This window comes from Ponticoccus sp. (in: a-proteobacteria), assembly GCF_048381735.1.
Genome location: NZ_JBLXGL010000002.1, coordinates 467,740 through 479,620, shown reverse-complemented (window position 1 = coordinate 479,620; position 11,881 = coordinate 467,740). Strand labels below are relative to the sequence as shown.

Annotated in this window: 10 protein-coding genes; 3 read left to right on the top strand and 7 right to left on the bottom strand. The window is 68.7% G+C overall.

What is annotated here, in order from left to right:
• Positions 1-83: 83 nt before the first annotated feature.
• The 6 genes from arfB to ACN5KJ_RS06535 form a co-directional block, all read right to left on the bottom strand.
• Positions 84-503, bottom strand: coding sequence for an alternative ribosome rescue aminoacyl-tRNA hydrolase ArfB (arfB, locus tag ACN5KJ_RS06560; RefSeq protein WP_418592766.1), 420 nt, complete (start codon positions 501-503; stop codon positions 84-86).
• 261 nt (positions 504-764) lie between these two features.
• Positions 765-1,406 carry a queuosine precursor transporter gene (locus tag ACN5KJ_RS06555; RefSeq protein ID WP_418592765.1) on the bottom strand — a complete coding sequence of 214 codons (642 nt, stop codon included), beginning with the start codon at positions 1,404-1,406 and terminating at the stop codon, positions 765-767.
• A gap of 346 nt (positions 1,407-1,752) precedes the next feature.
• Positions 1,753-2,649 carry an esterase-like activity of phytase family protein gene (locus ACN5KJ_RS06550; RefSeq protein WP_418592763.1) on the bottom strand — a complete coding sequence of 299 codons (897 nt, stop codon included), beginning with the start codon at positions 2,647-2,649 and terminating at the stop codon, positions 1,753-1,755.
• 7 nt (positions 2,650-2,656) lie between these two features.
• On the bottom strand, positions 2,657-3,580 hold the full coding sequence (gene mepA / locus ACN5KJ_RS06545) for a penicillin-insensitive murein endopeptidase (RefSeq protein ID WP_418592761.1): 924 nt from the start codon (positions 3,578-3,580) through the stop codon (positions 2,657-2,659).
• Positions 3,577-4,944, bottom strand: a complete 1,368-nt coding sequence (locus tag ACN5KJ_RS06540) for an MFS transporter (RefSeq protein WP_418592760.1) — start codon at positions 4,942-4,944, stop codon at positions 3,577-3,579. The genes mepA and ACN5KJ_RS06540 overlap by 4 nt, the downstream gene beginning before the upstream one ends.
• Before the next feature lie 88 nt (positions 4,945-5,032).
• Positions 5,033-5,569 carry an acyl-CoA thioesterase gene (locus ACN5KJ_RS06535; RefSeq protein ID WP_418592759.1) on the bottom strand — a complete coding sequence of 179 codons (537 nt, stop codon included), beginning with the start codon at positions 5,567-5,569 and terminating at the stop codon, positions 5,033-5,035.
• A gap of 132 nt (positions 5,570-5,701) precedes the next feature.
• Between ACN5KJ_RS06535 and ACN5KJ_RS06530 the strand changes: the two genes are divergently transcribed.
• From ACN5KJ_RS06530 to yaaA, 3 genes are all read left to right on the top strand, one after another.
• The gene (locus ACN5KJ_RS06530; protein ID WP_418592758.1) at positions 5,702-5,995 is read left to right on the top strand and encodes a YggT family protein; all 294 of its coding nucleotides are present in this window, start codon (positions 5,702-5,704) and stop codon (positions 5,993-5,995) included.
• A gap of 160 nt (positions 5,996-6,155) precedes the next feature.
• Positions 6,156-8,207, top strand: a complete 2,052-nt coding sequence (recQ, locus tag ACN5KJ_RS06525) for a DNA helicase RecQ (protein WP_418592756.1) — start codon at positions 6,156-6,158, stop codon at positions 8,205-8,207.
• A 101-nt stretch (positions 8,208-8,308) separates the two neighbouring features.
• Positions 8,309-9,079 carry a peroxide stress protein YaaA gene (gene yaaA / locus ACN5KJ_RS06520; RefSeq protein ID WP_347167990.1) on the top strand — a complete coding sequence of 257 codons (771 nt, stop codon included), beginning with the start codon at positions 8,309-8,311 and terminating at the stop codon, positions 9,077-9,079.
• 124 nt (positions 9,080-9,203) lie between these two features.
• On the opposite strand, the gene ACN5KJ_RS06515 is transcribed toward yaaA, so the two are convergent.
• Positions 9,204-11,711: a response regulator gene (locus tag ACN5KJ_RS06515; protein ID WP_418592754.1), complete on the bottom strand. Its 2,508-nt coding sequence runs from the start codon at positions 11,709-11,711 to the stop codon at positions 9,204-9,206.
• Between the last annotated feature and the right edge of the window lie 170 nt (positions 11,712-11,881).

Sequence of the window (11,881 nt, the reverse complement as noted above, 5' to 3'; positions counted from 1 at the left end):
CCGCGCCCTGCCCCTTCTTCTGTCCCGAAATATCCCGGGGGGAGGCCGCAGGCCGGGGGGCAGAGCCCCCGCTGCCCGCCGGATCAATCCGGCTCCACCCGCCCGCGCAGGGCCTTGACCTCGCCGCGCTCCTTCTTGGCCTTCAGGCGGCGCTTCTTCGATCCCAGTGTCGGCTTGGTGGCGATCCGCCGCTTCGGCGTTTCCAGGGCCTTGCGGATCAGCTCTGCCAGCCGGTCGCGCGCGATCTCGCGGTTGCGGGCCTGGCTGCGGGTGTCCTCCACCTGCAACACCAGCGCGCCCTCCTTGGTCCATCGCCGCCCCGCGATCCGGCGCAGCCGCGCCTTGACCGGGGCCGGCAGGTTCGGCGACCGCTCTGCCTCGAACCGCAGCTCGACAGCGGTCGAGACCTTGTTGACGTTCTGACCGCCGGGACCGGACGCGCGCACGAATTGCTCGGTCAGTTCCCAGTCCTCGATGGTGATGCGTTCGTTGATCCGGAGCATGTGCGAAAGATGGGCCGCTGTGGTGCATTGAAAAGGGCCGCCCCGTGGGACGGCCCTTCGAGAATTCGGAGGCGGGCCGGTTAGGCGCTGCCAATCCGGGGATTGTCACCCCAGGGGTCTGCCCCTAGAGCGCGTCCTCCCGCACTGTTCCGACACCCTTCTCCAATGCTTCTCTCGACACTGGATCACCTCCTTTCAGCTGTTGAAAACGCAAGACCAGCGTTGCACGCAATCCTGCATCCACAAAGCCTTTTTTACCGACTATGCGAAGTTTCGGGTCTCCGTTGCCTTCGAAACGATCAGTTTGAAAGGCACCAGCGCGATCAGTGCCAGGGACAGCTTCACCAGCCAGTCCGCGAGACCCAGCGAAACCCAGAGCGGCGCCACCGGGCCCAGGCCCAGAAGCGGCAGGGCCTCGCCCGCCCAGGACACGTCATTGCCGGGCTCGAGGACGGTCAGCGCGCCGGAAAAGGCGACGGTGAAGAAGATCGCGGTGTCGAGCGAGGAGCCGACCAGCGTCGAGGCCAGCGGCGCGCGCCACCACTTGCCCCCGCGCAGGCGGTCGAAGATCGCCACGTCGACCATCTGCGCGGTCAGGAAGGCCAGGCCCGAGGCCAGCGCCACCCGCAGCGTCACGGCGGGGAAGGTATAGCCGTCGCCCTGCAGCACGATCTGCGTGCCGATCAGCGAGCAGACGACCCCCACGACAAAGCCCGCGACGACCACGCGGCGCGCCGCCGCGGCGCCGTAAAGCCGGTTCATCAGGTCGGTGACGAGGAAGGCGAGGGGATAGGTGAAGGCCCCCCAGGTCAGCCAGTTGCCGAAGAGGAACTGGACGAGGATGTTCGAGGCCAGCACGATGGCGGCCATGGCAAGGATGCCGGGAATATGCTTGCGCGTCATGATTGGACCCGTTTTTGCAAGGTTGCGGGGACTTGGCCCGCCGCTGCGGACGGGCGGGCTATACCGGGGCCGCGCCCTTGTGGCAAGGGTCCTGCGGTCTGCGCCCGGCGCACCCGTGGCACGGCGGGCGACGGACAGGCGTGGGGGCAGGTCCGTCGTCGGGACACTTGGCGCGCAGGCGTCGTGCGCCACGATGGCGCCGGTCTGTGTGTCGGGGGCCGGAGGGGGCTCTGCCCCCGCTCCTGCGGAGCCCCCCGGGATATTTCCGGACAGAAGAAGACGGGGCCTCGGAGCCTTGCGCGGCACGGTTTCCCGGTTCCACGCGCGGGCCCTGGACGGTCTCGCTTCAGAGGCCTTCCCGGACGCGGTATTCCACGAATTCGGTGCGCTGGATGGGCTGGAAGTTGTCGTCCGAGATCATCGTCAGCCGGATATCTCCCGCCGCGTCGCGCCAGACCGAGAGGCCTTCGAGGTTGTCGTGGCGCAGCGTATGTGTGCTCAGCAGCGTATCGTCCCGCGCGATCCGGTCGCCTTCGAGCGTGAACTGCCGCACCCGGCTGCGAAAGCCGAAGCCGGAGAAGCCGCGTTCCAGCACGTAGAGCCGACCGGCATCGTCGAAATCCGCCCCGACGACCAGAAACCCGTCCGAGCGCGGGATGGAGAAGGGCTGCTCCCATGTGTCGCCCTCCAGGCGGTAGACGGGGAAGGGCCGCGTCAGCTGTCCCGAGCGCTCGGGCATGGTGTAGAGCCGCCCCTCTGCGTCCACGGCCAGCGCCTCCAGCCCGCCGTTCGGGTTGGGAATCGCCCTGAAGGCCGGGGCCACGGGCAGCGGGTCGGCGCGGGACAGGCTGTGGTAGGCCCAGACGCGGTGGGCGCCCTCGAAGGAGATGAAGATCCGGCCCTGCCCGTCGATCGCCAGCCCCTCGGCATCGGAGAGGTAGACGGACAGCGCGCCGCCCGAGGCATTGCCCAGCGGGGTCAGCGCCGCGCCGTCGACGCCGGCAATCAGGCCCTCTGCGCGCCGGAACCGCCCCGTCACCAGGGCGCCGCGGTCCGAGATGGCGGTGAAGCCCCTGCCCCCGTCGGAAACCTCGAGGCCCGAGAAACCGCCGAAGCCCGGCGTCTTCGCGCTCCAGGTATAGCTGCCGAGGTATTCCGCCGGGGTGATCTGCGCCGCCGAGGCCGTCAGCCAGAGGCACGAGACGAAGAGCGCCGCAAGACGGCGTGTGAAACGCGGAAACACGGGGCGCTCAGTTCGCGGCCAGAACCGCAGCGCAGGCGTTCGGCAGGTCGCCCATGGTCAGTTCGCGCCTGGGCGGCGCGGGCTTGGCGTTGGGGTCGGGCGGCGGCGGGTTGAGGATATTGTTCACCCAGGCCTGCGCGTCGGCGCAGCCGTCCCCGGCGGGCGGCGCGGCCTGATCGACACAGCCCCTGGCGCCCCTGGGGCAGTTCAGGCGCACGTGGAAATGGTAGTGGTGCCCGTACCAGGGCCGGATCTTCCGCAGCCAGGCGCGGTCGCCCTTTTCGTCGTTGCACATCTGCACCTTGGCACCGGGGAAGACGAAGATCCGCGCCACGCGCGGGTCCGAGGCGGCGGCCTTGAGGATCTCGTGGTGCGCGCGGGTCCAGTTGTTGTTGGTATAGGCCCCCGAGGACCGGCGGGTGGAGATCGACGAGATGTTCTCGCGCTCGCGGGCCGAGAGCGTCAGAGTGTCGGCGGGCAGCATCCAGATGTCCACGTCCAGCCCGATCTGGTGGCTGGCGTGGCCCGTCAGCATCGGTCCGCCGCGCGGCTGGCTCATGTCGCCGATGTAAAGCCCGTTCCAGCCGGGTTGCTGCGCGGCCTTGCGGCTGAGGTCCTGCACGTAATCGACCAGCTCGGGGTGGCCCCAGTTGCGGTTGCGCGACAGGCGCATCGCCTGCCAGGTCGGGCCGGTTTCGGCCAGCTGCACGCCCCCGGCGACGCAGCCCTTGGCGTAAGAGCCATGCGGGGCGGGTGCCTGCGGCGAGGGCCCGGCCTTGGCGCCGAACAGCTGCTTGGCCTCTTTTGAGGACAGGACCGGGTCCATCACGCGGGTCGGCGTGTGCATCACGGCGCCGGAAATGTCGCGCGGGGCGGGGCCGCACGACAAAAGCGTCGCGGCCAGCGAAAGGGAAATCAGGGTGCGGATCATGCTGCTCGTGCTCCGTCTGGATGGACGTAGCGTAGCAGAAACAACCCCACGAGGAAAAGCAGGATCACCGGCAGAAAGGCCAGCTGGTTCGAATTCGTGAGAATCCCGAAGGCGGTGATCAGCGCGGGCGCAAGGAAGGCGGTGGCCTTGCCGGCAAAGGCGAAGAGGCCGAAGGCCTCGCCCGGATTATGCGGGTCGGTGTGGCGCACCATCATGCTGCGCGAGGCCGAGTAAAGCGCCCCGCCCGCGCCGCCGATGGCCGCGCCGCAGATGTAGAAGAGGGTATCGGGCAGGGTCGATCCCTCGGCCAGCGGGATGCCGAAGATCTGCTCGCGCGACATGCCGACAATGATCGCGCCGACGCCGATCATGGCCCAGATACAGAAGGCGATCACCGGCTTCGGCCCCAGCTTGTGGTCGGCGATGCCGCCGATCCACGAGATCACCGCCGCGGCCACGGCGGCGATGATGCCGAAGACGCCGATCTGGATGGTCTCCCAGTCCAGCACCTGCCGGGCGTAGATGCCGCCATAGGCGTAAAGCGCCGTCAGCGCGTCGCGGTAGAACAGCGATGACAGCAGGAAGGCGCGGGTCGAGGGCTGCCTGGACACGCGGCGGATGCTGGCCCAGAGACCGCCCAGCACCGCGCCGAACTTCGGGCGCGCGCGGTCCAGCGCCGGGTTCTCGCGGGTCCAGAGGATGAAGGGGATCAGGAAGACGGCGAACCACAGCGCGATGAAGGGCCCGACAAAGCGCGTGCCCTCGCGTGTCTCGGGGTCGAGGCCGAAGGCGGGGGCCAGCGCGATCAGCGTCTTGCCGCTTTCGTTCTCGGCGAAGAACAGCAGCATCAGGAACAGCGCGACGACGCCGCCCCAATAGCCGAAGGCCGTGGCCCCGCCGGATATGCGGCCGACCTCTTCGGGGGTGCCCAGTTCCGGCAGGAAGGCATTGTTGAGGTTGAAGGCGACCTCGGAACAGACGAAGCCCAGCCAGAACAGCGCAAGGGCCAGCATCAGGTTCGAGCCGTCGGGCATCAGCATCCACAGCGATGCCGCGCAGGCGACGGCAAGGGCGGTGAAGACAAGGATCCATGGCCGCTTGCGCCCCGAGGCATCGGCCCAGGCGCCCAGGAAGGGGGCCGAGAAGGCGATGATCAGCCCGGCCACGGTCTGCGCCGAGGACCAGAGCGTCTGCGCCTCGACCTTGGCATCGTCGACGGCACTGCCCTGCGCGATCAGCATGTCGGTGGCGACCGCCGCGAAATAGGGCGCGAAGATGAAGGTCAGGCCCAGCGTCGCATAGGGCTGCTGTGCCCAGTCGAAGAACATCCAGCCCCAGATGCGTTTTCTTGGTGAAGTGCCCATGCCTGCCCCCGTCTGCCTGGCGCGATAGAACATCCGGGGCGGGGGGCTGTCCAGTGCGATGGGTCCGGTGCTGCCGCCCGCCTTCGTCTCAGCCCCGCGCCGGGGGCCAGGGCCGCTGATCCTCGGCGGCGATCCAGCCCTGCACCCAGTCCGGCAGCGCCGGCGAGGGCTCGGCGTGGCGCATCGCCTGCATCACCCGCTCGGGCGCGACGATCCCGTTGCGATCCGTGCAGGCCGTGCGGAAGACCGCCTGGCTGGAGCAGTCGCCGTCCGGGCGCCACATGCTCTGGTCGATGTAGCTGAAGCGCCGGTCCCAGCCCAGAAAGCGCGAGCGGATCTCGATGCGGTCGAACATCCGCACCCGGCGGCGGTAGCGCACCACCGATCCCGCCACCGTCAGCCCCCAGCCCTCTTCTTTCAGCACGTCGATCAGCCCGGTCCGCATCGCGAAGGGAATGCGCCCGAGATCGTAGATCGTCAGCGTGCGCCCGTTGTTGAGCTCGTTCCACGGGTCGAGATCCCAGGGCAGGCACCGGTGGTGCGAGACATGGGTGTCGAAGAGGCCAAGCCGGGGCATGCCCCTGGCACGGCGGGCGTCCTTGAGGAGGCGGAAGAAGGGATACATGCGGGGGGTCTCCTTTGTGCCCTCGCTGCCGCGCTGCGGCGCCCGCGTCAACCGCAACCCTGCGGCACACTTGCCCTTTTCCCCCACCATGCTTAGGTCTGCGCCGACCCGGTTCATGACGAAAGGCCCGCGATGCAGTCCCTTTTCCAGATCATCATGCTGATCCTCGACGTGGTGTGGTTCATCATCATCGCCCATGTCATCATGAGCTGGCTGATCAACTTCCAGGTCCTGAACCTGCGCCAGCCGCTTGTCGCGCAGATCTGGGACGGGCTGAACCGCCTGCTGGAACCGATCTATTCGAAGATCCGCCAGATCCTGCCGCAGATGGGCGGGCTGGACCTGGCGCCGCTGATCGCGCTGCTGGGCCTTCTGGCGATCCGCATCGTCCTGCAGAACAATGCCGGTCTGTTCTTCGGCTACTGACCGGCGCGCCCCGAAGTCTTCGACGAAGACTTCGCCCGGCGCAGAGTTTTCGTCGAAAACTCTGCGCCGGCGGCTCCGGCCCGCCCATCTCGGGGGTTGATTCACCGAATCTCAATGTGGGATTGTCGATGCTGAGCAGAGACAAGATATAGACAGGCCCATGCCAAAGGATCAGCCGCCCGCAGAGGCGTTTCTGAAGGACATCTTCGGCTTCGACAGCTTTCGCCCCGGTCAGGGCGAGATCGTCGAAACCGTGGCCGGCGGCGAGAACGTGCTGGCCATCATGCCCACGGGCGGCGGCAAATCCCTGTGCTTTCAACTGCCCGCGCTGATGCGCTCGGGCGTGACGGTGGTGATCTCTCCGCTGATCGCCCTGATGCGCGACCAGGTGCGCGGGCTGCGCGAGGCGGGCGTGGTCGCGGGGGCGCTGACCTCCGGCAACACGCCGGAAGAGACCGACGCGGTCTGGGACGCCCTGCACGACGGCTCGCTGAAGCTGCTCTACCTCGCGCCGGAACGGCTGGCCAATGCCGGCACGCAGCGGATGCTGGCCGAGGCGGGCGTCTCGCTGATCGCCGTGGACGAGGCGCATTGCGTCAGCCAGTGGGGCCACGACTTCCGCCCCGACTACCTGCGCATCGGCGAGCTGCGGCGCATGCTGGATGTGCCGCTCGCCGCCTTCACCGCCACCGCCGATGTGGAAACGCAGCAGGAGATCGTCACGCGGCTCTTCGACGGGCAGGCGCCGCGCACTTTCCTGCGGGGCTTCGACCGGCCCAACATCACGCTGGCCTTCCAGCCCAAGAACGGCCCGCGCGCGCAGATCCTGTCCTATGCCGCCGCCCGGCGCAGCCAGTCCGGCATCGTCTACTGCGGCACCCGCGCCAAGACAGAGGCCATCGCCAAGGCGCTGCGCGACGACGGTCACCCGGCCTGCCACTACCACGGCGGGATGGAGGCCGACGACCGCCGCCACGTCGAGGACCGCTTTGCCCGCGAGGACGGGCTGATCGTCTGCGCCACCGTCGCCTTCGGCATGGGCGTCGACAAGCCCGACATCCGCTGGGTCGCCCACGCCGACCTGCCCAAGTCCATCGAGGCCTATTACCAGGAGATCGGGCGCGCCGGGCGCGACGGCGCCCCCGCCGAGACGCTGACGCTCTACGGCCCCGACGACATCCGCCTGCGCCGCGCCCAGATCGACGAGGGCAATGCCCCGCCCGACCGCCGCGCCGCCGACCACGGGCGGCTGAACGCCCTTCTGGGTCTGGCCGAGGCCCAGGGCTGCCGCCGTCAGGCGCTGCTGGCCTACTTCGGCGAAGCGGCGCAGCCCTGCGGCAACTGCGACCTCTGCGAGACCCCGCCAGAGCTGTTCGACGGCACCGAAGCGGTGCGCAAGGCGCTGTCTGCCGCGCTGCGCACCGGCGAGAGCTTTGGCGCCGGGCACCTGATCGACATCCTGATGGGCGCCGATACCGACAAGATCCGCCAGCGCGGCCACGATGGCCTGCCGACCTTCGGCGTCGGGCGCGACCTGTCCAAGGGCCAGTGGCATGCGGTGTTCCGGCAGATGATGGGGCTGGACCTGATGCGCCCCGACGCCGAGCGCCACGGCGCGCTGGTCATGACCGACCGCGCCCTGCCGATCCTGCGCGGCGAAGAGACGATCCGCCTGCGCCGCGACGTGCTGAAGGCGCAGGACCGCCGCCCCGCCGCGCGGGCGCTGGTCAGCGAAGAGGATGCGCCGCTGTTCTCTGCCCTCAAGGCCAAGCGCACCGCGCTGGCGCGCGAGGCGCAGGTGCCGCCCTACGTGATCTTCCCCGACCGCACCCTGATCGAGATGGCCGAAAAGCGGCCCGAGACGCTGGACCAGATGGCGCGGATCACCGGGGTCGGCGCGAAGAAGCTGGACCGCTACGGCGCCGACTTCCTGGCGGTCCTGACCGGCGCGGGCGCACCGGACCTGCACCCGCTGCGCCGCAAACAGGCCGCGCAGGGCACCGGCGCGCTGTACGACGCCCTGCTCGAGGCACAGGCCGACCTGCTGCGCGGCGCCGACGGGACAGAGAAACCGCTGTCCTGTTCGGCCTCGCTGCTGGCCAAACTGGCGGAACAGAAACCCGACAGCGGCGCGGGCCTCACCCGCCTGCTGGGGGAACGGCGGGCGGAACGCTTTGGCGCCGCCTTCCTGGACGTGCTGCGCAACGCCTGACGGTGCCCGCCTGCATCGAAAACTCCGCCATCCCGCGGCAGCGGCTGGACCTCCTGCGGCGAAACCCGTAACCCGGGGCGCGAACTGGACAGGAGACGGGTATGCTGGTGGTGATTTCTCCGGCCAAGCGGCTGGACTGGCAGGACCGCGACATCGCGATGACGCGCCCGGTCTTCGAGGAAGACGCGCAGCGGCTGGCCCGGACGGCGCGCAACCTGTCCCTACGCGATCTCAAGGCGCTGATGGATCTGTCGGACGACCTGGCCCGGCTGAACCGGGACCGCTTCCGCAGCTTTTCCGACGAGCCGCAGGACGCGGCGCTGCGTCCCGCGATGCTGGCCTTTGCCGGGGATACCTACATGGGCCTCGAAGCCGGGTCGCTGGATGCCGAGGAACGGGACTGGGCGCAGGAGCACCTGCGCATCCTCTCCGGCCTCTACGGCGTGTTGCGGCCCGCCGACGGCATCCAGCCCTACCGTCTGGAAATGGGCACGCGGCTGAAGACACGGCGGGGCGGATCGCTTTACGACTACTGGCGGGACGCGCCCGCCAAGGCCCTGCGCGCCCAGGCCGAGGCGGTGGGCACCGACGTTCTGGTGAACTGCGCCAGCCAGGAGTATTTCGGCGCGGTCGATCTGAAGGCGCTGAACCTGCGCGTGATCACGCCGGTCTTTCTGGAAGACAAGCCCGGCGGGCCGAAGGTCGTCAGCTTCTTCGCCAAGCGGGCAAGGGGTGCCATGGCCCGCTTCATCGTCCAGAACCGCCTGACCGATGCAGAGGCTTTGACGGGCTTCGACGCGGGCGGCTATCGCCACTGCCCCGAGCTGTCGCAGCCCGACGCCCCGCATTTCCTGCGCCCCGCCGAAAGCTGACGCGCCGCCTTCTCCGCCAGGACGGATCCCCCGCCCGCGTCGCGGGGGGCATGGCGCGACAGGCGGTCCGGCGAAGGCCAGCGACGGCGCGGTCCCGATCCCCGGCCCGCTCTTCCGGCACCGGTCAGGACGCTTGCCGCCCCCCGTCCCCGCTGTCGCGGCTGGCGTAGCGTTCCAGTTTTTCCGCAAGCGCGGCCTTGCGCAGCGGCTTTGACAGGTAGTCGGTCAGCCCGGCCTCCAGCACGGCCTCGCGGTCGCCCGCCATGGCATGCGCGGTGACGGCGATGATCGGAACCGGCGCGCCGTCGCCCTCCAGCCGCCGGATCTCGCGCGTGGCCTGCTTGCCGTCCATGCGCGGCATGGAAATATCCATGAAGACGATATCCGGGCGCCGTTCGCGAAAGGCCTCGACCGCCTCCAGCCCGTTGTTGGCAAAGCGCAGCGCGATGTCGAAGCCCGCGGCCATCTTCCTGAAGACCAGCTGGTTGGTCTTGTTGTCCTCGGCCACAAGCACGTCCAGCAGGCCCGCCGCAGGCACCGGCGCAGGCTCCATGTCCAGCGGCGCCTGAACCCCTTCGAGCGCCGCGAAGAGCCTGCGCCGCGCCACGGGCTTTTGCAGGATCACCGGCGCCCCGCCGTCCTCGTCGCCCCCCGGCGCATCCCCGGCCCGGTCACACAGCAGGATCGCGGCGATGTCGCGCCCGCCGCGCCGGACCCGATCCAGAAGCTCGGGGCCGCCCATGTCCGGCAGATCCTGCTCCGCGATGATCAGGTCGGGGCGCAACTCCAGCAGATCCAGCGCCTCTGCCCCGGTCTGGCAGAAGGTCACCTCCAGCCCGAGGATCGCCAGTTGCCTCGACAGGATCGACCGGCTCAGCCCGTTGTCGTCCACGACCAGCACCCGCTTCAGATGCGCGGGCAGGCTGGCCCCCGGAGCATAGGCGGGCTCTTCAGCGGGCAGCACCAGACGGACGCCGAAGCAACTGCCGCGCCCCGGCTCGGACTCGACCCAGATTTCGCCGCCCATCCGCTCGATCAGCCGCCGGGTGATGGCAAGGCCAAGCCCGGTGCCCTCGAAGGTGCGGTCGCGTTCGTCCTCGACCTGGTTGAACTCGCCGAAGACGTGATCGACCTTGTCGGGCGAAATGCCGATGCCGGTGTCCTCGACGGTCAGGTGAATGGCGGTCCGGCCCGTGCTGTCCTCGACGCCGACGACCCCCACACGGACATGGCCCCGCACTGTGAATTTCACCGCATTGCCGACGAGGTTCGTCAGGATCTGCCGGATGCGGCCAACATCGCCGATGAAGCGCGTCGGCAGGAACATGTCGTAATCCAGCAGCAGCGCCACGTCCTTGTCGCGCGCGGTCGGCTGCAAGAGGGTCACGACCTCGTGGATGGCGCGTTCAAGGTCGAAGGGTTCGGGATGAAGGATCAGCCGGTCCGCCTCGATCTTGGAGTAGTCGAGGATGTCGTTGATGATGACCAGCAGCGCCTCGCCCGAGTTGCGGATCGTGTCGAGATAGAGCGCCTGTTCCTCGTTCAGCGCGGTGTCCGCCATCAGGTCCGCCATGCCGATCACGCCGTTCATCGGGGTCCGGATCTCGTGGCTCATATTGGCAAGGAAGGCGGATTTGGCGCGGTTGGCCGCTTCGGCCCGGATCGTCGCCTCTTTCAGGCGCTGCTGGTCCTGCTTGATCTGGGTGATGTCGATGCGCAGGCCGACGCGGCCGCCGTCCCGTGTCTCGCGCTCGTAGATACGCAGCCAGCGGCCATCGTCCAGCAGCTGCTCGTGTTCCTGCCCGCCCTGACGGTGGCGCGTCATGCGCTCTTCGAGCCAGGCCTCCTCGCGGCCCACCGCCTCGGCGTACTGGCCGCGTTCAAGACCGTAGCGCAGGATCTCCTCGAAGGTGGCGCCGGGCACGATGGCCGGGGCGCTGGCCCGGTAGCAGTCGCGGTAGGGCGCGTTGCACATCATCAGCCGGTCTTCGGAATCGTAGATGACAAAGCCGTCGGGCAGTTCCTCGACCGCGGACCACATGCGCATCAGCTCGGTGATGTCGACGCTGAGCTTGACGATGCCGCCGTCCGGGCGCCGCCGGTCGCGCAGCTTGACGAACCGCCCGTTCCACAGGCGCAGCGTCTCTGTCGGGATCGGGTCCTGCGCCCAGCGCGACAGCATCCGCAGCTGCCAGCCCTGCGGATCCTCGCCCTGAAGGTCCACAAGCCCCTCTTCGACCATGATTTCAAGGATCTGCGCGTAGTGCACGCCGGGGCGCACCGCTTCGATGTCGTCGAAGGTGGCCAGATAGGCGGGATTGGCCAATTCCAGCCGCCCGGCCTCGTCGAACATGGCAAAACCGTCGCGGATCGTCTCCATCGCGGACCACAGCTGGTCGGTCACGATTTCCAGGTGCTGCGTGGCCTGCCCAAGCTCTTTCTTCACGCGCTGGTTCTCGTCGCGGACGGTCGCCACCTCGCTGCGCGTTTCGCGGATTTCATGGCTCAGCTGAAGCGCGTGCTTGCCAAGACGCTTGTTCGCCTCGAACAGCTCCTTCTGTTTCAGGTCCAGCAATCGTTCCGCCGCCAGCCGAGCGCGCCGCTCTTCCGCCAGCCGATCGGCAAGGTTCATCCGTCACCCTCCGAGGCACTCGCCCTTCCCTTGTGACGAAACTCTCTGAAGAACCGCTTAACCCCGGACCAAACCCGCCGCGAAAGCCTGTCGGTCGGGTATACCTTGCCCCCGCAAGCCCCGAGAATCGTTGCCGCTCGGGGGGCGCCATGGCACCATCGGGGCATTGA